This is a genomic window from Ruegeria sp. P10 (assembly GCF_056534925.1).
The window spans coordinates 1-23,862 of record NZ_JBQERJ010000001.1 but is presented as its reverse complement, the minus strand read 5'-3'; the positions used below and the strand labels follow the sequence as shown (position 1 = coordinate 23,862).

The 23,862-nt window shown below is 57.9% G+C and carries 20 protein-coding genes; 12 read left to right on the top strand and 8 right to left on the bottom strand.

All coding sequences use genetic code 11. From position 1 onward, the window contains the following. Positions 1-18 precede the first annotated feature (18 nt). Positions 19-2,106 (top strand): dipeptide ABC transporter ATP-binding protein, encoded by a 2,088-nt coding sequence (locus ACR0FB_RS00100; protein WP_480619223.1) that lies wholly within the window; start codon positions 19-21, stop codon positions 2,104-2,106. A 119-nt stretch (positions 2,107-2,225) separates the two neighbouring features. Here ACR0FB_RS00100 and ACR0FB_RS00095 read toward each other — a convergent pair whose 3' ends face one another. From ACR0FB_RS00095 to ACR0FB_RS00085, 3 genes are all read right to left on the bottom strand, one after another. Further along, positions 2,226-3,212, bottom strand: coding sequence for an MBL fold metallo-hydrolase (locus ACR0FB_RS00095; protein WP_480619221.1), 987 nt, complete (start codon positions 3,210-3,212; stop codon positions 2,226-2,228). Positions 3,213-3,342: 130 nt separating this feature from the next. Further along, positions 3,343-4,305 (bottom strand): LuxR C-terminal-related transcriptional regulator, encoded by a 963-nt coding sequence (locus ACR0FB_RS00090; RefSeq protein WP_171632933.1) that lies wholly within the window; start codon positions 4,303-4,305, stop codon positions 3,343-3,345. A gap of 97 nt (positions 4,306-4,402) precedes the next feature. Further along, positions 4,403-4,981, bottom strand: a complete 579-nt coding sequence (locus tag ACR0FB_RS00085) for a lytic transglycosylase domain-containing protein (RefSeq protein ID WP_171632935.1) — start codon at positions 4,979-4,981, stop codon at positions 4,403-4,405. Between the two features lie 203 nt (positions 4,982-5,184). On the opposite strand from ACR0FB_RS00085, the gene ssb reads away from it, so the two are divergent. Both ssb and ACR0FB_RS00075 read left to right on the top strand, forming a co-directional pair. Further along, on the top strand, positions 5,185-5,673 hold the full coding sequence (gene ssb, locus ACR0FB_RS00080) for a single-stranded DNA-binding protein (protein ID WP_171723404.1): 489 nt from the start codon (positions 5,185-5,187) through the stop codon (positions 5,671-5,673). Between the two features lie 18 nt (positions 5,674-5,691). Further along, entirely contained in the window at positions 5,692-6,762 is a 1,071-nt protein-coding gene (locus ACR0FB_RS00075) for a site-2 protease family protein (protein ID WP_480619219.1), read from the top strand. Between the two features lie 9 nt (positions 6,763-6,771). Here ACR0FB_RS00075 and aroB read toward each other — a convergent pair whose 3' ends face one another. Together aroB and ACR0FB_RS00065 are read right to left on the bottom strand one after the other, a co-directional pair. Continuing rightward, positions 6,772-7,884, bottom strand: a complete 1,113-nt coding sequence (aroB, locus tag ACR0FB_RS00070; protein ID WP_171723406.1) for a 3-dehydroquinate synthase — start codon at positions 7,882-7,884, stop codon at positions 6,772-6,774. Further along, positions 7,885-8,472 (bottom strand): shikimate kinase, encoded by a 588-nt coding sequence (locus ACR0FB_RS00065; RefSeq protein WP_480619217.1) that lies wholly within the window; start codon positions 8,470-8,472, stop codon positions 7,885-7,887. A 218-nt stretch (positions 8,473-8,690) separates the two neighbouring features. Here ACR0FB_RS00065 and ACR0FB_RS00060 point away from each other — a divergent pair, with 218 nt between their 5' ends. From ACR0FB_RS00060 to ACR0FB_RS00025, 8 genes are all read left to right on the top strand, one after another. Beyond that, positions 8,691-10,211, top strand: a complete 1,521-nt coding sequence (locus ACR0FB_RS00060) for a hypothetical protein (protein ID WP_480619215.1) — start codon at positions 8,691-8,693, stop codon at positions 10,209-10,211. Positions 10,212-10,213: 2 nt separating this feature from the next. Then, complete coding sequence (locus tag ACR0FB_RS00055; protein ID WP_171723408.1) at positions 10,214-11,170, top strand: site-specific tyrosine recombinase XerD; 957 nt, start codon at positions 10,214-10,216, stop codon at positions 11,168-11,170. A 63-nt stretch (positions 11,171-11,233) separates the two neighbouring features. Then, positions 11,234-12,541: an HlyC/CorC family transporter gene (locus ACR0FB_RS00050; RefSeq protein ID WP_480619213.1), complete on the top strand. Its 1,308-nt coding sequence runs from the start codon at positions 11,234-11,236 to the stop codon at positions 12,539-12,541. A gap of 414 nt (positions 12,542-12,955) precedes the next feature. Next, complete coding sequence (locus ACR0FB_RS00045) at positions 12,956-15,373, top strand: GcvT family protein (RefSeq protein ID WP_480619212.1); 2,418 nt, start codon at positions 12,956-12,958, stop codon at positions 15,371-15,373. A 31-nt stretch (positions 15,374-15,404) separates the two neighbouring features. Next, positions 15,405-16,004 carry a nucleotidyltransferase family protein gene (locus ACR0FB_RS00040; protein ID WP_480619211.1) on the top strand — a complete coding sequence of 200 codons (600 nt, stop codon included), beginning with the start codon at positions 15,405-15,407 and terminating at the stop codon, positions 16,002-16,004. Between the two features lie 750 nt (positions 16,005-16,754). Continuing rightward, positions 16,755-18,191 (top strand): DegQ family serine endoprotease, encoded by a 1,437-nt coding sequence (locus tag ACR0FB_RS00035; RefSeq protein ID WP_480619209.1) that lies wholly within the window; start codon positions 16,755-16,757, stop codon positions 18,189-18,191. A gap of 180 nt (positions 18,192-18,371) precedes the next feature. Further along, positions 18,372-19,052 carry a response regulator transcription factor gene (locus tag ACR0FB_RS00030; protein ID WP_152457754.1) on the top strand — a complete coding sequence of 227 codons (681 nt, stop codon included), beginning with the start codon at positions 18,372-18,374 and terminating at the stop codon, positions 19,050-19,052. A gap of 49 nt (positions 19,053-19,101) precedes the next feature. Next, complete coding sequence (locus ACR0FB_RS00025) at positions 19,102-20,415, top strand: ATP-binding protein (RefSeq protein ID WP_253284951.1); 1,314 nt, start codon at positions 19,102-19,104, stop codon at positions 20,413-20,415. Here the strand turns inward: ACR0FB_RS00025 and ACR0FB_RS00020 are convergent. The 3 genes from ACR0FB_RS00020 to ACR0FB_RS00010 are packed head-to-tail and all read right to left on the bottom strand — an operon-like array spanning position 20,412 to position 23,155. Then, on the bottom strand, positions 20,412-20,879 hold the full coding sequence (locus ACR0FB_RS00020) for a CYTH domain-containing protein (protein ID WP_480619207.1): 468 nt from the start codon (positions 20,877-20,879) through the stop codon (positions 20,412-20,414). The genes ACR0FB_RS00025 and ACR0FB_RS00020 overlap by 4 nt on opposite strands. After that, positions 20,876-21,631 (bottom strand): ParA family protein, encoded by a 756-nt coding sequence (locus ACR0FB_RS00015; RefSeq protein WP_480619205.1) that lies wholly within the window; start codon positions 21,629-21,631, stop codon positions 20,876-20,878. The genes ACR0FB_RS00020 and ACR0FB_RS00015 overlap by 4 nt, the downstream gene beginning before the upstream one ends. Positions 21,632-21,634: 3 nt before the next feature. Continuing rightward, positions 21,635-23,155, bottom strand: a complete 1,521-nt coding sequence (locus tag ACR0FB_RS00010) for a CHAD domain-containing protein (protein WP_480619204.1) — start codon at positions 23,153-23,155, stop codon at positions 21,635-21,637. Positions 23,156-23,460: 305 nt separating this feature from the next. Between ACR0FB_RS00010 and ACR0FB_RS00005 the strand changes: the two genes are divergently transcribed. Continuing rightward, positions 23,461-23,808 (top strand): TfoX/Sxy family protein, encoded by a 348-nt coding sequence (locus ACR0FB_RS00005; RefSeq protein ID WP_171632970.1) that lies wholly within the window; start codon positions 23,461-23,463, stop codon positions 23,806-23,808. The last annotated feature ends 54 nt before the right edge of the window (positions 23,809-23,862 follow it).

Sequence of the window (23,862 nt, the reverse complement as noted above, 5' to 3'; positions counted from 1 at the left end):
TGGTGAGGAGTAAGCAAAATGAGCAAAATGGCGGATTATGACGGCCCGATCCTGGAGATCGACAAGCTGTCCATCTCATTCTTTACCCGCCTGCGGGAAATCCCCGCCGTTATGGATTTCTCGGTCAGCGTAGAGCCCGGTGAAGCCGTGGGGCTGGTTGGTGAATCCGGTTGTGGCAAATCAACCGTGGCACTGGGCGTTATGCAGGATCTTGGCAAGAACGGTCGCATCGTCGGAGGCACGATAAAGTTCAAGGGCCGCGATCTGGCAGAGATGTCGGCCGAAGAACTGCGCGACATTCGCGGCAATGAAATCGCGATGATCTATCAGGAGCCGATGGCATCGCTGAATCCGGCGATGAAGATCGGCAAACAATTGATGGAAGTGCCGATGATCCACGAGGGGGTAAGTCAGGAAGAGGCTTATTCCCGTGCGCTGGAAGTGGTGACGGACGTTCGCCTGCCAGACCCCGAGCGGATGTTGAATTCGTTTCCGCACCAACTGTCGGGTGGTCAGCAGCAGCGGATCGTGATTGCGATGGCGCTGATGTCGAAACCGGCGCTGTTGATCCTGGACGAGCCGACAACGGCTCTGGACGTGACCGTCGAGGCCGCCGTGGTTGAACTGGTCAAGGATCTGGGCAAGAAATACGGCACCTCGATGTTGTTCATCTCGCACAATCTCGGGCTGGTTCTGGAAACCTGCGACCGTCTGTGCGTGATGTATTCGGGTGAAGCGGTCGAGCGTGGCTCGATCAAGGATGTGTTCGACGAGATGCAGCACCCTTATACACAGGCGCTGTTCCGTTCGATCCCGCTGCCGGGGGCTGACAAGAACACGCGTCCGCTGGTGGCTATTCCGGGGAACTTCCCATTGCCCCACGAGCGGCCTCCGGGTTGCAACTTCGGACCGCGCTGCGACTATTTCGAAGAGGGGCGCTGTGACGCGAAGGAAATCCTGATGGAGGCCGTTCCTGGAAATGACCGGCACCACACCCGCTGCCTTAAATTCCAGGAAATCGACTGGAACGCCCCACTTGCGCTGGCCGATCAGAAAGAAAAGGGTGAGATTGGCCGAACGGTTCTGAAAATGGACAACCTCAAGAAATATTACGAGGTTGCGGCAAATGCCTTGTTTGGCGGCGGTGAGAAGAAGGTTGTGAAGGCCAACGAAACGCTCAGCTTCGAGGCGCACGAATCCGAGACACTGGCCATCGTGGGGGAATCCGGCTGCGGCAAGTCCACCTTCGCCAAGGTGCTTATGGGATTGGAGACGGCCACAGACGGGCAGATCCTGCTGGACAACCGCAACATCGAACAGGTGCCCATCGAAGAACGCGATGCCAAGACGATCGGCGAAGTTCAGATGGTTTTCCAGAACCCGTTCGACACGCTGAATCCGTCGATGACCGTTGGCCGTCAGATCATCCGGGCGCTTGAAATCTTTGGTGTCGGAAACTCTGAAGCCGAGCGCAAGAAGCGGATGCTGGAGTTGCTTGATCTGGTGAAGCTGCCGCGCGCCTTTGCAGACAGGATGCCGCGACAGCTGTCCGGTGGTCAGAAACAGCGCGTGGGTATCGCGCGCGCCTTTGCCGGCGATGCACGTATCGTTGTGGCGGACGAACCCGTCTCGGCGCTGGATGTGTCGGTTCAGGCTGCCGTGACGGATCTGTTGATGGAGATACAGCGAAAGCACAAGACCACGCTGCTGTTCATCAGCCACGATCTGTCCATCGTGCGTTACCTCAGTGACCGGGTCATGGTGATGTATCTGGGCCATGTTGTGGAATTGGGCACCACGGATCAGGTCTTTGCCCCGCCCTATCACCCCTATACCGAGGCGCTGCTGAGCGCGGTTCCGATTGCGGATACCTCGATCGAAAAGCAGCATATCGTTCTGGAAGGCGATATTCCCTCGGCCATGAACCCGCCACCAGGCTGTCCGTTCCAGACGCGTTGCCGATGGAAATCCGAGGTGCCTGACGGTCGGTGCGAATCCCACGTGCCGCCGGTGCAGACGCTGGCGGATGGCCACCAGATCAAATGCCACCTGGCCGAAGATATTCTGGCCCGGATGGAGCCGGTGATCAAAGTCGCGGCGGAGTAAACCCGTTTCTGAACCTTGAGAAAGGGCCGGTCAGGAACCGGCCCTTTCTATTGGCGCCGCGGTTCGTGGGGAGACAGGCGGCGCTTGGGAGTGGCGTGAGTGGCGACCCCGGTAATTCGTCAGCCGGTCATGACGTTGTTGCCGAAATGCATGAATTCCTGGTTCATTCCTGCAATGCCACCGGCTTCAAGCAGAAGGCTGGCACTGTCGAGCATCTTGTAGCTCTGCTGAGCTTTCACCCAGTCGTCGGCAGATTGCAGAGTGGTCAGCGTGTAGGATGTGACCTCATTCAGGTAATGAGTGGGGATGATCACCTTGGGCTGGAGCTTGGATACGATGTCGTTGCCCTGATCGAAGCTGAGGATATGTTCCGAGCCATCAACCGGCAGCGTCAGAACATCCACCCGACCGATCGCGTCCCAGAACTCCTGTGGCGGGTTGTGGCGGTTGTCGCCCCAGATCAGCGTTCGAATGCCGCCGGTCTCGACCAGATAGACGACCATATCCATGTGGCCCACGTTGTTCGGCGGGCAGGCTTCCACACCGAACTCGGCCAGCGCATTGGTCCAGTCATACCATCCGGGCGCGACACAGGCGTGCTTGTCGGCAAAACCGGTGATCTTGATGTCTGCAAACTCGAACTTGCCCACCATGCGATCCAGCACCATGGTCGAACTTGGGCGTTCAATCGCATCGTGATCAAAATGGGCATGGGTCGACAGGGTGATATCCACCAAGATTTGCGGGAATTCGTTGCGGAACCAAAGCCCCCAAGCGCCCGACGGATCATCGCGCCAGGGATCAAACAGCACTGTTGCGCCATTGGGCGAGGTGATCTTGATCGCACAATGACCATAATAGTCGATGCCAACCGTCCCGGTGCTGGCCTGACCCGTTGCGCCTTGCAGATCTATCACGTGGTTGTTGTTGCCCGGCTGTAGCCACGCCTGAGACTGCGCCTGAGCCGGTCTCGCGCCCAGTACGGAAGTAGTCGCACCGACACCGGCAGCCCCCGCCGCCATAAAGAACGACCGGCGAGACAGCCCCGGCGCCAAATGATCCTTGTCCCCGTTCAGGATGGTTGGTTTCAGATCTTTGCGATCCATTTTTGCGTACCTCTCTGTTGGACATATGCAGGTTTTCCACACGTCCCAATCAAAGGTAACAAGCCAAGGCATCTTGGCTCAGACCGAAAAAATGGGGGCGGAATATGGGGGAAAACCCCATATTCCGTGTTCACGAAATCGAGAGCAAATGACTGCGCAGGTTCTTGCTGCGCCCTTCAAGGCCCAGCTTGCGGCGGATGTTGTTGCGGTGAAAATCGATTGTCGATGTTTCTCGGGACAGGGCCTTGGCGATGTCCTTGGTTGTTTTTCCAAACATGACCATCTGCGCAATCTCGATCTCCGTCGGGGTCATTGCTGCAAACGCATCCGTCAGTTTGTCCGACAATGAAGACGTGATCTCGTTCAGGTTCTTCTCGGCCAACTCAAGATAGACATACTGCGCTTCGTCCCCGGAAAGCTGCGTTCGAACCTTTTCCAGATAGGGCAGAACTCGGCCGCGCACCTGTTCGACAATTTCGTGATCGCGGTTTTTGCGTTCGTCATCCAGACTGGACAGCAGGACGCGCAGCGCCGTGTTGGTTTCCTGCAATTCACGGGTACGATCCGCGACACGGGTTTCAAGCTGCGCCAGTGTTTCGTTGAGTTTCTCTTCCAGCGCGCGGCGCAGGTAAACCTCTTGCAACAAAGCCAAATCCGACTCGACCATGCGTGCGAACTGCGCCAACCCTTCGCGGAACAACAAGGCACGCCGGTTCTGCTTTCGATCCAGAACACAAATCGTTCCGAACACCGATCCATCGGGCCATTTCAGCGGCAGGCCGATGTAAAATGTCATTCCATGTTCCAGATCGTCATTGTCGGCCCAATCCGGATCGCAGGCTGCATCCTCAACCACCAGTTCTCCGTCCCGTTGCAATACGCCCTGACAATAAAGTTTGGGATTCAACTGGAAACTCAAACCAACCGGATACGGGTTTTCGGGATGATCCGAGGTGATCAGCACCGCGTGATCCGGTGCGTCGGTTTTCATGATCAGGCTTGCGGGCACATCCGCCAATTCCGCGACCAGATCAACCAGTTGCTGCCAGTTAACCAGCGTTTCTTGCGGGATCTCAGGGTGGTCAACAGGCATCAGGCGACCTCACCAGTTGCTGGACGATACCCTTTCAGGTTAGTTGGACTGGTTGCGTCGGATCAAGAACCGGACGTTCTGCGCCGCGGCATCGGGTTTAACCGCCCCAGATAACCTTCACGTAGTTCTGGGTTTCCTTGTATGGCGGTATGCCGCCATGCTTTTCCACCGCTTTTGGGCCAGCATTGTAGGCGGCCAAAGCCAGTGGCCAGGATTTGAACTTGCGATACTGCCAGGACAGGTATCTGGCCCCACCTTCGAGATTCTGCTTGGGGTCATGCGGGTTGACCCCCAAAAGCTCGGCGGTCTGAGGCATCAATTGCGCCAATCCCAGAGCACCCTTGTGAGACTTCGCGTGCGGGTTCCATCCGCTTTCCTGCTGAACAAGGCGCAGGAACAAGTCTTCGGGAATGTTGTGAAGGCGGGCAGCCTGTTTCGCCAGATCCAGATACTGGCCGCGATACTTGCCAGTATATCGCTTGCCGGTATGCGTACGGGATGTCTTGGGTTTCAACCGCGCGGAGTCGCGATACTGCGTCGCCGCACGGGAATCCAGAATCTTCGACTGCTTGAGGAAGATATCCTTGCGGCTTTTGGTAGACAGAGTTTGCGCCTGCACAGGCAAAACGGCCAGCACAAGGCAGACAACAGAAAACCCAGCAACCCAAGAACGCATCAATGCCTATCCTGCTCGATAAGAAACCAGTCGGATTATAGGTATTCCCACAAAAAATGAAAGCTTGGTAAAGACCAAAGTAAGACTCTTGCCCAACACTGTTGTATCTACTGTTTTCATCCATGATGCAGGCCGTATAGGGTCTCACGAAACAAGTCGCGCCAGATTCGGCGCACATACGCGAAAACAGAACGAGGAATTACATGGCGGGTTCAGTCAACAAGGTCATTCTGGTCGGAAATCTTGGCCGCGACCCCGAGGTCCGGTCGTTCCAGAACGGCGGAAAGGTTTGCAATCTACGCATTGCCACGTCAGAGACCTGGAAAGACCGCAACACGGGCGAACGCCGCGAACGCACGGAATGGCACTCGGTCGCCATCTTCTCGGAACCGCTGGCCCGTATTGCTGAGCAATATCTGCGCAAAGGCAGCAAGGTTTATATCGAAGGCCAGCTGGAAACCCGAAAATGGCAGGATCAGTCGGGGCAAGACCGTTATACAACCGAGGTTGTTCTGCGCCCCTACCGCGGTGAATTGACCTTGCTCGACAGCCGCGGCGAAGGCGGCGGCGGCGGCGGTGGTTACGGCGGCGGCCAGGCCGGTGGCAGCGGGTACGGAGACCCTTACGGCGGTCCGTCCAGTTCCCCGGCACCGGCATCGGGTGGCATCGACGACGACGAGATTCCGTTCTAGGAAATTCGGAGACACGACATGACATGGTCCTTTTCTCTCGGCCGATTGCTCGGTTCCGAACTGAGGGTCCATGTCACGTTTTTCCTGCTTCTGACCTGGGTGGGCTTTGCGGCCTATTCTGCCGGTGGCCTGCCGGCCGCCATAGACAACCTGTTGTTTGTTCTGGCCTTGTTTGCCTGTGTGGTCGCGCATGAATTCGGTCATGCCCTCATGGCGCGGCGCTTTGGAATCAAGACCCCAGACATAACATTGTTGCCGATCGGCGGGTTGGCCCGTCTTGAAAGGATGCCGGAAAAACCGATGCAAGAAGTGCTTGTGGCACTTGCAGGACCGGCGGTGAACATCGTGATCTGGGTCATACTGGTCGCCTTCGGAGCAGGAGTGCCGATCGAGACGCTTTCCCAGATCGATTCACCGGGTATCGGGTTTCTGAACAGGCTGGCCTACATCAACCTGCTGCTGGCCGTATTCAACATGATCCCGGCCTTCCCCATGGACGGAGGGCGCGTTTTCCGCGCCCTTCTGTGCCTGCGCATGGATCGCGTCAAAGCAACACGCGTGGCTGCTGTCGGAGGTCAGATCGTTGCGGTGGGTCTGGGGTTTTTGGGGCTGAGTTCAGGCAACCCGTTTCTGGTGCTCATCGCCGTGTTCGTGTTCATCGCCGCCAACGCCGAAAGCCAGGAAGTCGCCCTGCGATCCGCAGCGCGCCGGGTTCTGGCGCGGGACGCGATGATCACGGAATTTCACGCGCTTTCCCCCGAAGATACGCTGAGTACCGCGGCGCAAGCCGTGATCCACACCACTCAACACGAATTCCCTGTATTGGACTCAAGCCAGGCCCTGCTGGGATTCGTCACGCGTGAACGGCTGTTCGCTGCGCTGGCAAGTGACCAACCCAGATCTGCGCCCGCCACGTCGATCATGGACGCGGCGGTCCCCGCAGTTTCGCTTATCACCGGGCTCGAGACCGTTCTGGAGCACTTGCACAACGGCGCTCCGGCCATCGCTGTGGTCACTCGGGGTGGTCGCATGATGGGTTACATCACGCGCGAGAACATCGGTGAATTGATGGTCATTCAGGGGCGCTAGGCTTTTAGGTCAAGCCGTGGCAAGCGCATCCGACAGGACCGAAAGAACCGCATCTTTCGGCACATCTGAGGTCACGAACGCCTCTCCGATCCCACGCGCCAGAATAAACCGAAGCTGGCCATCCACGACTTTCTTGTCCTGTCCCATAAGATCCACCAGCGCCTCGGCGCTTGGCAATTCGCCCGGAATATCGGCCAGATCCGTCTTCATCCCCATCGCACGCAAATGCGCGCGCACCCGGCTTGGGTCCTCTTGCGAACACAAACCCAGCCGAGACGACAACTCAAACGCCAGCGCGCAGCCAATTGCCACACCTTCGCCATGCAGAAGGCGGTCAGAATACCCTGTTGCAGCTTCCAGGGCGTGGCAGAACGTGTGACCCAGATTGAGAAGAGCCCTGTCACCTTGTTCGGTTTCATCCCGCGCGACGATGTCGGCCTTCATTTGCACCGAGCGCGTCACCGCATGCACACGGGCCGCCATGTCACCCGAGGAAACGCTTGGCCCGTGCGCCTCAAGCCAATCAAAGAACTTTGCATCACCAAGCAATCCGTATTTCACGACCTCGCCATAGCCCGACAAGAAGTCTCTTTGGGTCATGGTCCCCAGAACAGAGGTATCCGCCAGAACCAGCGAGGGTTGATGAAACGCGCCGATCAGGTTTTTGCCCTGTGGTGCGTTGATCCCGGTCTTTCCACCGACCGAACTGTCCACTTGCGCCAGCAATGACGTTGGAATCTGCACAAAGCGAACACCGCGCCGCAAAACCGCTGCTGCAAAGCCTGCCAGATCTCCGATGACGCCGCCCCCCAAGGCTACGACGACATCCCGGCGTTCGACTTTTTCTGCAAGCAGCCACTCGACGGCGCGCTCGAAATACGGCCAGCTTTTGGTTGCCTCTCCGGCGGGCAGCGCCAGTGCGGTCATCTCGATCCCCGCGGCATTCAGCCCGGCGCGCAGCGCCTCAAGATGCAGACCGGCCACGTTTTCATCCGTCAGAACCGCGACTTTTGGCCGGGCCAGAAGTGGTGATATCCAGCCCCCTGCCCGCGTCAGAAGATCCGGACCGATTTCAACATCATAGGATCGGTCACCCAGGTCCATATGTACTGTTTGGTGCATTTATTTGAGTTCCAAAACATCAGGGCGCGCCAACAGAGCGTCGACAACGCGGCCAACCATATTTTCGATCGAGGTCTCGCCATCCGAATCCACTGTCAGATCGGCCTGAGCATAAACCGGCACGCGAGCCTCATAGAGGGATTTCAGCGTCGCATAAGGATCTGCCGTGCGGAGCAAAGGACGGGTGTCTTTGTGGCGCACACGGTTCCACAGAACATTCAGATCCGCGCGCAGCCAGACGGCAGCACCCTTTTCGGCGATGATGCGACGATTTTCCGGCTGGAGAAACGCCCCCCCACCCGTTGAAAGAATACCTTTTTGTTCATCCAGCAAGCGCCCGATGACCTGCGCTTCCTTGGTGCGAAAGAAAGGTTCGCCGTCACGCTCAAAGATTTCAGGAATGGTCATGTTGGCGGCTGATTCGATCTCGGCATCGCTGTCCAGAAACGGAACACCCAGACGTGCGGCCAACGCGCGCCCCACCGCAGTCTTGCCAGCCCCCATCATACCCACCAGAACCACGGTTTTGTGCAGATCAAAACCACCCTGTGTGTCTGTCGAATGTGTGTTATGCTTAATTTCGCTCATTTAAACGTGAATGACGTGATCTTGGAAAAAATGCCAGTTATAACTTGGCCAAAATCAAAAATTGAGGCAGCGTGGGGCCATGGGCCGACTGATCAAATTCCTGATATATGTTCTTTGCCTGGTATTCATTGGGCTGGTCGCCTACGCCTATGTTGGCCCATTCTTTGGCGCGGATTTTTCTGCGCCTCAAAGTGAAATCCGCGAACCGGTCGTATTGGATGTCAACTAAACAGGCGTTGTTGGCGGTCTTTCTGGCGGGATCGGCACATGCGCAAACCCCGTTATCAGCGATCGAATGGCTTGCGGATCCGCCAGAAAACCTGCCCGGAACCGTATTGCTGGAACCGCCGGTGGCACAGAACGGCGGATTGCCCGAAATTGAGGTCACGCCGCTTGAAGCGTTGTCGCAACCTTTGGGCTTGGTCGCATCATCCGTCACCGGGTTGCCCGTGGATTTGTGGCAAGGCAGCGATGCGAACCGGCTGGCGGAGCTGATCGCGAAGACGCCCGTTCGCGACAACCCGACCATGCAACGCCTGTTGTTTACATTGCTTCTGTCGGAAACCCGCGCACCGGCGGGCCCTGATGCGCAAGAGATTATGCTGCTGGCGCGGCTGGACCGTCTGATGCAACTGGGCGCGGCTGACCCCGTGCAATCGCTGGTTCAACTGGCCGGGCCGACCGATACACAGGATCGGTTTCAGCGTTGGTTTGACGCAACGCTGCTGACCGGTGATGAGGATCGCAGTTGCACCGCCCTTATCGCCGATCCGCACCTGTCAAAGAACTACGCCGCGCAAGTGTTCTGCAAAGCCCGACGCGGAGATTGGGCATCGGCAGCGTTGACGCTTGAGGCAGCGCATGCCCTGAACATCCTGCCGCCGGCAGAGCTGGCGGTTCTGGATCGTTTTCTAAGCCCTGAACTCTATGAAGGCGCGGCTTATCTGCCCCAACCTGAAAACCCGGATCCATTGAGTTTCCGACTGTTCGAAGCGATCGGAGAACGGCTTCCTTCCGCCTCGTTGCCACGCGCTTTCGCCAACGCGGATCTTCGGGATGTGGCCGGATGGAAAGCGCAGATCGAAGCCGCCGAACGGCTTACACGCATTGGCGCTTTGACGCCCAATCAACTGCTTGGACTTTATACCGAAAGGTCCCCGGCAGCGTCCGGCGCAGTTTGGGACAGGGTCGCAGCCATCCAACGATTTGAAAGCGCGCTGGATACGCGAAACGCTGAAGCCATCGGAAAAACGCTGCCGACGGTCTGGCAGCAGATGCGCAGCGTCGGGCTTGAAGTGCCCTTCGCCGAATTGTTCGCCGAGCGTCTGTCAAAGGTTTCGCTGTCGGTGCCGGCGACTGAAAACCTGCGCTGGCGCATTCTGATGCTGTCTGGCCTGTACGAACAGGCTGCACAATCAGCGCCGAACAACTCGATCGATACCCTGTTTCTTGCGGCGCTGGCGCAGGGTGATCCGGGGCGGGCGGTTTCTCCTTCTCCGTTGGCCGACGCGGTTTCTCAGGGGTTTGCATGGGCGGCACCCGTACCCAACGACATCGACGCCTTGCTGGACAATGGTCAACTTGGTGAAGCCATACTGGAAGCCATGCAGTTGTTTGCGCATGGTGCACGGGGCAATCTGGTGGATCTGACCGCAGCAATCGCAACCTTCCGACGCGTGGGCCTGGAAGACACCGCGCGGCGTGCCGCGCTGAGCCTGTTGATCCTGCAAGAGCGCTGAAGATGGCTATTCCGGCGACAAATGAGCTATGGATTTCGACTTTTCTACAGGCCCAGGCAGCGGAACTTGGCGCGGCGACAAATACCTTGCTGGCCTATGGCCGCGATCTGAAAGACTTTGCATCCTGGTTGCAGCACAGGGGATCCGGATTCGATCAGGCAGATCGTGATCAGATCGAGGCCTATCTGATCGACTGCCAGGCACAGGGCTTGTCACGTTCCACCCGCGCGCGGCGATTGTCGGCGATAAAACAGCTGTACCGCTTTGCATTCGAGGAAGGCTGGAGCGAGACGAACCCCGCCATTCAGATCAAAGGTCCGGGGCGGCAGAAGCGACTGCCCAAAACGCTGGACGTGCCCGAAGTCGACCGTCTTCTGGCAGCCGCCCGACAAACCGGGCGCAGCAAGGGCGATCGCATACGCAATACCTGTTTGATGGAAGTTCTGTACGCCACCGGGATGCGTGTGACCGAACTTGTGTCCCTGCCCGTTTCCTCGGCCCGTGGCGATCCCCGTATGTTGCTGGTGATGGGCAAAGGCGGCAAGGAACGCATGGTACCCCTGTCCCCACCGGCGCGGGATGCTTTGGCTGCCTGGTTGATCGCGCGGGACCAAGCCGAAGACCAGACCGTCGAGAAAGGCGGTCAAATATCCCGTTTTCTGTTTCCGTCGCGCGGCAAATCCGGCCACCTGACGCGGCACAGATTCTTTCTGCTGGTCAAGGAACTGGCCGTTCAGGGTGGCGTTTCACCCGAGAAAGTCACCCCGCATACCCTGCGCCACGCCTTTGCCACGCATCTGCTGGCCAACGGCGCGGATCTGCGTTCGATCCAGACCTTGTTGGGTCATGCCGACGTTGCAACGACCGAGATTTATACTCATGTTCTGGATGAACGGCTGTCGGAACTGGTGTTGCAACACCACCCGCTGAGCAAAGACCCTGACGAAGACCGGGGCTAAGCCCTTGATCCAGCAGCGCGGCATCCCCATAACGGATGCGTCACCCTAACCCACCAAGGACCAATGGAACCCTCATCTTCTCTGATCGACAGCACATTCTGGATTACGTCAGGCGCGATCCTCTTGTTGCTCGTTTTGTCCGGCTTTTTCTCGGGTTCGGAAACGGCGCTTACAGCTTCGTCTCGCGGAAAACTGCGGGCGCAGGCCGACAAGGGATCACGGGGCGCAAAAAAGGCGCTGGAAATCACCGATGACAATGAACGCCTGATCGGCTCGGTTCTTCTGGGCAACAACCTTGTCAACATCCTGGCCGCCTCGCTGGCGACGGCCTTGTTCACCCGTTTATTCGGCGAAAGCGGTGTGGCGTTGGCGACCCTGGTCATGACTTTGCTGGTGCTGATCTTTGCCGAAGTGCTACCAAAGACCTACGCCATCACCAATTCCGAAAAGGCCGCGGCGGCTGTTGCCCCGATCATCAGCGTCGTCGTGACAGTGTTTTCACCCATTGTGGCGGCGGTGCGGCTGCTGGTGCGCGGTGTGTTGCGCCTGTTCGGCGTGCAGATCGATCCCGACAGCAACATTCTGGCTGTACGCGAAGAGATTGCCGGCGCCTTGCAACTTGGTCATTCCGAAGGCGTGGTCGAAAAGGAAGACCGCGACCGCATCTTGGGTGCGCTGGATCTGGGCGACCGGACGGTGGAAGAGATCATGCTGCACCGATCGAATATCGAGATGATCGACGCCAATGCCGCCCCAGAGGAAATCCTGAAACAATGTCTGCAAAGCCCCCACACCCGTCTGCCTGTGTTCCGGGACGAGCCGGAAAACATCGTGGGTGTTGTCCACGCCAAGGACCTCTTTCGCGCCATGTATGCGCAGGCAGGCAGCAGCGACGGCGGGACCGACCGTTTGGCAAGCTTTGACATCGGAAAGGTGGCAAACGACCCTTACTTTGTGCCCGAAACCACGACGCTGGACGACCAGATGCGGGAATTCCTGCGGATGCACAGCCATTTTGCATTGGTTGTGGATGAATATGGGTCACTGCGAGGCCTGATCACGCTTGAAGACATTCTTGAAGAAATCGTGGGCGAGATCGCCGATGAGTTCGACATAGACGAAGAGGTGCCGGTAATGCGCACCGAAGATGGCCAGTATCTGGTTGAAGGATCCATGACGATCCGGGATGCCAACAGGGCGCTGGACTGGTCTCTGCCGGATGACGAGGCGAACACGCTGGCCGGTCTGGTGATTCACGAGGCCCAGATGATCCCTGACGTCGGTCAGGTGTTTTCGTTCCACGGTTTCCGGTTCGAGGTCACGGCGCGTGAAGGCAACCGTATCACGGGACTGAAAGTGCGCCCCCTGTAGCGCCTGCGATTTTTCTGAAATGTTCTGCGCGCTGCCCAAGTGCCTGTCGTCAACTGAACGACCCAATTGCACTGAACCGGGCCCGGATATTCCGATCATCGCACAGTTCGACCCAAGCACGGAGCTGGGCGAGATGGGCCAGTTTGATCACGCCGACTTTGTTTCAGCTGTGCAGTAAAGTGGAAAAGCAGCCTTCAAGGCCGAAAAACCACCGGGCGATGTCGTGCTGAACGAGGCCCAGACCGCCTGTTTGTTTGCCCTCGGCTACAGGTTTTGACGACATTGGCTGCGCGAGAAGGCTGTGCAAATCCAAAGCTGGTGCAATAGGTGACATGCGACACTTGTTGTCGCTAACAGACGAGTAATATCCCCATCGGCTCGACAGTTTTTTCCAAAGTCATGGGGAGGAACACTGTGAAAACCACCTGTCAGGTTGCCGTCATCGGGGGCGGCGTCGTCGGATGCTCGGTGCTCTATCACCTGACCAAGCTGGGCTGGTCCGACGTGATGCTGCTGGAGAGGTCGGAACTGACCAGCGGATCGACATGGCACGCGGCGGGCGGGTTTCATACGCTCAACGGCGACACCAACATGGCCGCGCTGCAGGGCTATACCATCCGGCTGTATAAAGAGCTGGAAGAGATCACCGGCATGTCCTGCGGGCTGCACCATGTGGGCGGCATCACGCTGGCCGACAATCAGGACCGGTTCGACATGCTGCTGGCCGAACGCGCCAAGCACCGCTTCATGGGGCTGGAAACCGAGATCGTCGGCCCCGACGAGATCAAGAAGATCGCCCCAATCACCAACACCGACGGCATCATCGGTGCGCTTTATGACCCTCTGGACGGGCACCTCGACCCCTCGGGCACGACCCATGCCTATGCCAAGGCCGCGCGCATGGGCGGCGCCACGATCGAGACCCACTGCATGGTGCGCGAGACCAACCAGCGCCCCGACGGTACATGGGACGTGGTCACCGACAAGGGCACCATCCATGCCGAGCATATCGTCAACGCCGGCGGCCTCTGGGCGCGCGAGGTGGGCGCGATGGCGGGCATCTACTTCCCGCTGCACCCGATGGAGCATCAATACCTCGTCACCGACAACATCCCTCAGATCGAGGCGATCATCGACGCGGGCGGCGAACATCCGCACGTCATGGACCCGGCCGGTGAAAGTTATTTGCGGCAAGAAGGGCGCGGCCTGTGCATCGGGTTCTACGAACAGCCCTGCAAGCCCTGGGCCGTGGACGGCACACCGTGGGAGTTCGGGCACGAGCTGCTGCCTGATGATTTCGACAAGATCACCGACAGCATCGAGTTCGCCTATCGCCGCTTCCCGGTTCTGGCCGAGGCCGGGGTGAAATCGGTAATCCACGGCCCCTTCACCTTTGCCCCCGACGGCAATCCGCTGGTCGGACCAGTGCCCGGCGTGCGCAACTACTGGTCGGCCTGCGGCGTGATGGCCGGCTTCAGCCAGGGCGGCGGCGTCGGCCTGACGCTGGCGCAATGGATGATCGAGGGCGAGCCCGAGCGCGACGTCTTTGCCATGGACGTCGCCCGCTTCGGCGACTGGATCACCCCCGGCTACACCCGCCCCAAGGTGATCGAGAACTATCAGAAACGCTTCTCTGTCGCCTACCCGAACGAGGAACTGCCCGCCGCGCGGCTCAACCGCACCACGCCGATGTATGACATCTTCAGCGATCTGGGCGCGGTCTGGGGCCAGCAATACGGGCTCGAGGTGCCGAACTATTTCGCGCAGGAGGACGAGCCGACCTATGAACCCCCCTCCTTCCGCCGCTCGGACGCCTTTGCGGCAACGGGCCGCGAGGTGCGCGCCGTGCGCGAGGGCGTCGGCATCAACGAGGTGCACAATTTCGGCAAATACCTTGTGACAGGCCCCCGCGCCCGCGACTGGCTGGATCGGATCATGGCCGGGCGCATCCCCAAGCCGGGCCGCCTGTCGCTGACGCCGATGCTGTCGCCCAAGGGCAAGCTGATCGGGGACTTCACCGTGTCGTGCCTGGGCGAGGAGGAGTTCCAGCTCACCGCCTCATATGGTGCGCAGAATTTCCACATGCGCTGGTTCCGGCAGCATCAGGAAGACGGCATAACCATCGAGAATATCAGCGACAAACGCAACGGGTTCCAGATTGCAGGCCCCAATGCCCGCGAGGTTCTGGCTGCCTGCACCCGCGCCGATATCAGCGACATGCGCTTCATGGACGTGCGCCGCATGGTCGTCGGCATGACCGACTGCATCGTGCAACGGGTCAGCTATTCCGGCGACCTGGGGTTCGAGATCTACTGCGATCCGATGGCGCAGCGGCAGCTGTGGTGGACGCTTTGGCAGGCCGGCCAACCGCACGGCATCACCCCCTTCGGCATGCGCGCGATGATGAGCCTGCGGCTGGACAAGTTCTTCGGCTCGTGGATGCGCGAATTCTCACCCGACTATACCCCCGCCGAAACCGGGCTGGATCGCTTCATCGCCTTTGGCAAGGACGCCGATTTCATCGGCCGCGCCGCCGCCGAGGCGGAACGTGCCAACGGCCCCGCGCGCAGGCTCGTGGCCTTCGAAGTCGATGCAGTCGATGCTGACGTGAACGCCTATGAACCGATCTGGCTGGACGGCAAGGTTGTGGGCTTTTGCACCTCGGGCGGTTATTCGCATTATGCCCGCAAGTCCGTCGCCATCGGTTTTCTGCCAACCGAACGCGCAGCAGATGGGCTTGCAACGAAGATCGAAATACTGGGCCAGATGCGCAAGGCAAAGGTCATCTCGACACCCTTGTTTGACGCAGATGGCGCCCGAATGAGGGGATGACTCGGGCTCGGGCTGACGGCATTGTGCTGAAATGACTGAAATACCCATTATCCTTCTGGCGGCTGGCCAATCCAGCCGCATGGGCGGCATCGACAAATTGATGCAGCCGATCAACGGCATCCCGTTGATCGCCCGCTCTGCAAGCGTGGCCTGCGCCGTGGGACCTGTGATCGTCGCCCTGCCCCCTGAACCAAATCCAAGATATGGCGCGCTTGATGGCATGGATGTTCAGATCGTTCCGGTCCGGGATGCGGCAGAAGGCATGAACGCCAGTTTGCGCGCCGCGATCCAAAACCTGCCACCTGATGCACCCGCCGCGATGGTTTTTCTGGCTGATCTGCCCGATCTGACAGAAGCTGACCTGGCAGCAATCCTGAAAGCGCGAGAAACCCATCCCGACAACCTGATCTGGCGTGGGACGACCGAGGAAGGAAAGCCCGGTCATCCGGTGGTGTTTGACAGATACCTTTTTGATCAACTGTCACAATTGCAGGGGGACGACGGTGCCCAGAAGATCGTGCGAAAGCATCAAAACAGTGTTCATCTGCATCCCCTGCCCGGCCGAAACGCACTGTTGGATCTGGATACCCCGGGTGACTGGAAGGCCTGGAGCAAAAAACATGCCCCCTGAACAAACACGGCCCGGTCTTTTCGACCGGGCCGGTGCCCAAAACAGGACTACCACTTTGCTCAATCTCCAAAGCGCGGCCAGTGTGCTTTCAGAAACACCCCGGCTCTCAAACAGCCAAACCTAAACAAGACCCCCTCGTTAACACGCCGTTATCACTTTTGGTGATCGAGTTAGCCGCCAGCGCCCCCTAGCGCTTTTGGCTCCCCTCACTTGGGCACCTTCATCCTCACTTATCCGATCGTTCGAAACAACGTAAAATTGGAAGGAAGGGTTAATTTGGGTCTTGTTCAAATGGCTTTTACGCAACATCGCGACAACCAGAAATCAACTTAAAGGCGATAGACTGTTTTCACAAGAGGTAGCGATTCGTGATTAAGCGCAAACTTATTAGCCAATATCCGTAATCATCAACAATTTTTTTGTGTCAAGCCATGTCTCAGCCAAACCCACCCACAACCATTGGAAGAGCAGTTCTTTTCCCCATCATTTGGAAGGATGATTGTCAACAAAACAAAACAAATTCAATGTTTTTGAAAGTTTGACGCCATTTTTAGCAACAATCCTCCGATTCGCTGCGGTCTTGGTCGGTGAAATTCCGCGAATCCCGATTGACGTCGACCGCAAGCCAACACCGACTTTGTGGCAAAATTAAGATTTATTAATTGATCAGTCAGGAAACGCCAATTCTGAGCATGCATCTGTTGTCTCAACGCGCAGCCGCAACTGCGCGACGATAATCAGGAGACACAAATGAGCATCCGCAAATCCTCGCTTTTACTTCCCCGCACTTCCAACTGGGTCGGTGTCAGTGCGCTCGGCGCGGCCCTACTGGCAACGACGGCTATCCCTTCCATGGCGGACGAGGCATTGGCTGACCTGGTTGAGACCGTATCACCATCGGTCGTAACCATCATCGCTGAACAAGACGCAGTGCCGACCCCAGCCCAGGGGCAGAACTTTGACTTCGAAGGACACCCATTTGGTGAATTCTTCAAACGCTTCGGCGGCCCCGAAGGGTTCAACATGCCGCAACGCGGCCCGTCTCAGGGCCTGGGTTCGGGATTTGTTCTGGACGAAGCCGGATACATTGTCACCAATCACCATGTCGTCGACAATGCCTCGACCGTGACCGTAAGGCTCAGCGATGACCGTACCTTCGACGCCGAAGTGGTCGGAACGGACCCGCTGACGGATATCGCGGTTCTGAAAATCGACGCGGGAACTGACCTGCAAGCCGTAGAGCTTGGCGACAGTGATGAAATCCGCGTAGGTGAAGACGTGGTCGCCATCGGCAACCCCTTCGGCCTCAGCTCGACCGTGACCACGGGCATCGTTTCGGCAAAAGGCCGCAACATCTCGGAAGGCCCTTATGCCGAGTTCATCCAGACGGATGCAGCGATCAACAAGGGCAACTCGGGCGGTCCCCTGTTCAACATGGATGGCGAAGTGGTCGGTGTGAACTCGGCCATCTATTCGCCCAGCGGTGGTTCGGTGGGGCTTGGATTTGCCGTCACGTCCAACATCGTTGAACACATCGCGGCCGATCTGCGGGATGACGGACAGGTGAGCCGCGGTTGGCTGGGCGTGTCGATCCAGAACGTAAGCCCACAACTTGCGGCAGCGTTGGGAATCGACGCTTCCTCGGGCGCGCTGGTGTCTGACGTGGTTGCGGGCAGCCCGGCAGACGGCGCCCTGAAGCAGGGAGACGTTATCCTGACCTTCAACGACGATGCCGTGGAGTCCAGCGGTGACCTTCCCATCCTTGTGGGTACGACCAAGGTCGGCACCGACAGCACTCTGACCGTTTTGCGTGACGGCAAGATGGAAACGGTGACCTTGACGGTTGGCCAGCATCAGGCCGCATCGGCCGAGGCCGACAAGCCGGTCGAGGCGGAAATTGCGGGAACAACACTGGGTGTGACCGTGGCCCCCCTGACCGAAGCGGTTCGGGCAGAAACCGGTGTTGCTGAAACCGTCCAGGGCGTCGTCGTCACCGACCTGAAGCCCGACAGCCCAGCGGCAAAGGCCGGCCTGCAACGCGGCGATGTGATCGTCAAGCTCGGCAATCAGGACACTGTCTCTCCGGACGCGCTGAAATCTGCGCTGGACAGTGAGAAAACCGATCCTGCCCTGGTGCTGATCAACCGTGGCGGCAGCCAGATTTTTGTCGCGGTCGAACTGGCCTGACCTTGAACATGCGTGCGCCGCTTGATGGGGATTTTCGGCGCACGCCTCACCCGGCGGATCAGAGTTGTCCACTATCCGCCGGGCTTGCCGGGTGCCGGCCCAGCACCCGGCAAGAACTTCTTCTAACCATATGCTTTAGTTAAAATTTGTGTTTAAATATCAAAAGAAAGGATCCCGACCATGAGCCGCCGTCTGTTGATCGTCGAAGATGATGCTGACACCAGGGACTTCATCGCCAAAGGTTTTGGCGAAGAAGGGTATGTGGTCGAAACCGCCGCTGACGGTCGTGAGGGGTTGTACCATGCCACGGACGGTGGGTTTGACGCCATTGTTCTTGACAGGATGCTGCCCGGTCTGGACGGGCTGTCGCTGATCAAGTCGATGCGGGCCGCCGGTTTGAAAACTCCGGTTTTGATGCTGACGGCGATGAGCGCTGTGGACGAAAGGGTCAAAGGACTGCGCTCGGGCGCTGACGACTACCTGGTCAAGCCTTTTTCGTTTCAGGAGTTGCACGCCAGAATCGAAGCCCTTTTGCGTCGCCCTCAGGAATCCGAAGAGACGCCGACATTGACTTGCAAAGACCTTCAGATGGACTTGTTGACTCGCAAAGTCACACGCGACGGGCACGAGATCACTCTGACACCGCGTGAGTTTCAGATTCTCGAATTTTTCCTGCGCCGCAAAAACCGTGTGGTGTCGCGCACCATGTTGCTTGAAGGGGTTTGGGATTATCATTTTGACCCGAACACCAACGTCGTGGACGTGCATATTTCGAAGTTGCGACGCCAGTTGGACGAAGGCGGTGACGCGCCGTTGATTGAAACCGTCCGCGGAGCGGGTTACATGATGTCCGATGGATAACCTTCGGCTTTCCCTAAACAATTCCCGCACAAGGTTGGTCGCGACCAGCATGTTTCTGAGCACGATTCTGACGGCGTCAGTGCTCGCCATCGTCTATGTGACCGCCAACCGAAGCATCGAGGCCGAAACCCGCTCGGTCGTGTCAGCCGAGTTGACGGGGCTTGCGGATGAATACGAAAGGCGTGGGCTGATAGGTTTGATCACTGCAATTGAGCGCCGTTTGCCAAGTGCCGCCGAGCGGGATGCGCTTTACCTTTTGACAGACAGGTTGGGGGTCAAACTTGTCGGCAATCTCAAGACCTGGCCGGTGAACATTGCTGCCGGAAGCGGTTGGGTGGACTTGGAATTGCGCCGGGCCGACAACGATCAGCTTGTGCCCGTTTCAGCCGCATCCATCCGCCTGCCGGGCGGCGAGCGCCTGCTGGTCGGGCGGGATGCAGCGTCGCGCCAGCAATTCGACAGGGTACTGTTTCGCTCGGTTGCGCTGGCGCTTGGGATAGCTTTGGTTTTGAGTGTCATCACCGGCTGGTTGTTCACACGCTTGGTGTTTTCACGCCTTTCGGATATCGCCAGCACGGCCGAGAATATCGTTTCAGGCGACCTGTCAAAACGGATGCCGCTGCGCGGAACCGGGGACGAATTCGATCAGGTTTCAGGCACATTGAACAACATGCTTGACCGGATCGAGGAGTTGATAAGCAACCTTCGGACCACATCCAATTCAATTGCTCATGATCTCCGCTCACCTTTGTCTCGTCTGCGGCAAAGGGTCGAGGCCCTCTCTGAACCCGACAAAAGCGACTTGGATCGCGAGATCGACATTGCGCGGGCGACCGGTGAAATCGATCACGTCCTGCGGGTTCTGGGGCAGCTCACTGAAATCTCTCGGGCCGAGGCCGGCCTGGGGCGCGAGCAATTCGAAACCATCGATTTGCAGCAACTTGTTGGTGATGTTGTCGAGCTTTATGACCCGGTGGCCGCCGATCAAGGCGTGCAGCTTGAAGTCAAAGGTTCCGCCCCTGCCATTCAGGGGCACCGGCCCCTTCTGTCGCAAGCTCTTTCCAATCTGTTGGAAAACGCAATGCGTTACGCGCCGGAACATACTGCAATCACGATTTCGATCGGTACTCGCGACGGTTTCACCCAACTGAGCGTCAGGGATCGTGGCCCCGGCGTACCGCCTAAAGAACTGGATCGCCTTCAGCTTCCCTTCGTGACACTTGACCCCGCGCGGACGGAACGGAATGCGGGTTTGGGCCTGGCTCTGGTGGCCGCAATCTCACATATGCACGGCGGAAAATTTGCCGCCCGGAACTGCGACCCCGGGCTGGAAACCACGATCAATCTGGCACAACTGCGTTAATCCGGAACACCGTATATCGCCATGGTCTTGTTCTTGTATCGCGTGTCGGCGGTGACATCCGCACCGAACCAATCCGGTGGCACGTATGCTTTGGCCTGCTCCTCCGAAGTGAATTCTACCTCGACCAAGCGTAGCGGCGCCAGATCGCCTGAAAAGACGTCCAGCTCAAACAGCAAACCATCCGGCAAATGGCCGGTGTAGCGCTCTTTTTCCACCCTGCGCCCTTCTGTTTCCGGCCAGAAGGTTTCGAACTGATCCGCAGTTATCTCAGCCTCTCGCTCTAACCGGACCAGGCCACCAACCCCTTTCAAGGTCAGGAAATACGCATCGTTCTTTTGCCTCAGCCGCAGCTCGGTGGAATCGTCGGGGGCCGTCAGATAACCCTGTCTTACGACGGCCCTTTTCGCTTTGCTCAGGTCCGGCAGGCTTGAAACCAGAAACTTGCGCTCGATTTCCTTGCTCATTGGTTCGAAATCACTCCGTTTTCCAGCTCTTCAAACAGCGCCCTGTAAGACGCACAGGCCGCACTGCGCCCGGCATAAATACAGACCGGGGCACGATTCTGACCCATCTTTTCAATATCCGCAGCGAAAGGAACCACCGTCCGCAAAAAGCGTTTCGGATACAGCTTGCGCATCGCCTTCATGGTTTCCTGATGCAAAACCTTCCGGTGTTGCACCATCGAAAAAAAGGCGCGCAGCTTTTTCTTGCGCAGCTTGTGTTGTTCAAAAAAGCTTACCAACTGATCGAAACTCCGCTCGGACAGGGTTGTCGGCATGACCGGCACAACGATTTCATCGGCAGCTTTGAAGACATTTTCAGACAAAGTCGAAAAGTTGGGCGGGCAATCCAGAACGATCACGTCATAGTCGCTGCCCGCGGCCATCAAAGCTTTTTTCAGCCGCGAGCGTTTGTTTCGCATCCGCGACAGGAACACGTCGAAGTCGCGGAAGGTCAGGTTCGCCGGCAGAACGTCCAGCCCTTCGAAATCGCTGGCCCGGATCGCCTTGATAAACCGCTCCACATCCTCGAAAAACCGCGCATCCTTCAGCTTTTTTGATGGCTTCACCCGAAAGTAGAACCCTGAAGCGCCCTGGGGGTCGAGATCGCACAACAGCACCTGTTGCCCCGCCTGCGCATAGGAATAAGCCAGATTCACCGAAGTAGCGGTTTTGCCGACACCGCCCTTGTTGCTGTAACAGGCAATGATCTTCATTCCTCACTCCTTTTTTCGGTGAAACAAGTTCCGAAACAGGCGACGGCTATCTGGCCCGTCAAACTTCTGAAAGCTGGCAATTACGCGGCTCCGCTCGGCCTTTTGGCGCTGATCCAGAACGGCAATCAATCCCCCCACGGCCAGGCCCATCCGCGCATCCACACGGCCCCGCGTGTCGCTGTGCTGCGCGACAAAAGCCGTCAAGGACTTTTGCTGAACAGCGCAGTCGTTGAACACGCCCAGATTGTCCTGTAGCTTTTTCAACGGTTTGATGATTGTCTTGAAGCTCTTTTCATCGAACAGAGGCCCAAAAATCTCCATCAGATAGCGCAGTTTCTTGCAATCGATACGAAGGTCATGCACGGTTTCGTCCCGAGTTTCGTCAGTGACACCGCGTGCGATTTTGCAGACCGTGCGATACCGTTTCCAGATCAATGCGCACGCGTATTCATGTGCTGCCCGTTTCGCGTTTGATCCGGGCGTCAGGCGGTCTGTTCCGTTGAACATCGCCGTCAGATCGGACATACGGGCGTTGTATTCGTCACTGCGCAACCGGCGGGACAAGCGTGACAGCTCCTTCGCGCGCTCCTTTTCGAAAAGGTCGAACATCTCTTGCAGGCCCGCGTGAAGACTGGGCGGTACAAGACTGAAGTATTTATCTTTTTCCAGAAGATAGACATCCAGATCACGCATACGCCCGGTGGCGGCCATGAGATCGGAAAAGACACGTTTCAATTGCACTGTCTGCGTGTCTGAAAAAACGCCTTTGAACAGGCTGATCACGGAGCGGACCTTTCGCAATGACACCCGGTAATCATGCAGAAACTCTGTGTCGATATCGGCTATCACCCCATATTCGTTTTGCCGGGCAACTTGCAGATATGTTTGAATAATATCAGCCGCGACCTGAATAGACGGCTCAGCTTCCCCCAACTTGATCTCTGGCTTGGCCCGATAGGCGGCCATGCCTGGGAAAAGTCCGGCACAAAGCGCTTCGACACCCGGCCCGCCCCCGGACAATGCGGAAATCGCGGTGTTCACCTTTTGAAATTCTTTCTCATACCCCCGCAGCCGCTGAAGCTGAACGATTGCTGCCTGACCCGTCTGCGAAGACAGGCACCAAGCCGTTCCCCTGACCAGCGTTTTCTCCAGCTCATCCAATACGGCGAGGGGTTTCGTCTGAATCTCTCCGGTTCCGATCTGCATCAGCGCACGCAGTTTGGGGAAACCCTTCAAAGCGGCTGTCACCGGACCCTGCGGCAGGTCTTGAACAAACCGCCCCTGCCCCTTGCAGCGTTGATACAGCGGCGCACGGCCACTCTGGAAAAGCCACAGTGTTTCTGCGACCTCAACCAGAACACGACCTGAATTCCGCAACGATTGATCGCGGCAATCCAAAAGCGCGAAAGATCTCGATTCCGCTGGTGGGTCGATCCTGATCGTGAACCCGGGAATGAGCTTTTCAACATGCGCTTGGTCAATGGATTGGGACAGAATGCACTGAACACCTGAAGGATCGGTCATGATCCACCAATCCGGGGCGTTTTCAGGTATTCATTGACATTTGCCTCAACGATCTTCTGCACGCTGGTTCCTTCTTCGACGGTTCTGATCTTTCATCACGTTCAGCGTAACCGGCTTTTACCTTGGTCAGCAGTTTGTCTGGCCCTGGACCGACCCGCGTTTGGTATCTGTTGGCTTTTGAAACCCGGACCGCCGAGGCAGCATGACTTCATGAGAGCGGAAACACCAGAAGACAGCAAGACATTATGTTGCGCCCACGCGCAAACATGGGTGACAGACCCCAGAGGTGCAATTAAGACAGGCTAATGAGCGATCCAGTTTCTTCGATCCGCAACCTTGGACCGGCTTTCGAGCAGGCCTGCGCGCGCGCCGGCATCCACTCGGCTGAAGAACTGCGACAGCTGGGACCGGATGAAGCCTATGCCCGGCTTTTGCGGGCTGGCACCAAAGCACATTTCATCGGCTACTATGTTTTGGTGATGGGGCTTCAGGGACGCCCTTGGAATGATTGCAAGGGTGAAGAGAAGAAGAAGCTGCGACAGCGTTTCGACGCGATCAAGGCCGGCAACAGCGCCGCGCCGGAAAACCAGATGGTTGCCGATCTGGATGCCATCGGGGTCCGCGTTGCAACCAAAGATCTAAAGCAGGTCTGAATAAAAAAGGCCGCTCCTGGCGGAGCGGCCCGATCTTTCGGTAAAAAACCGGCT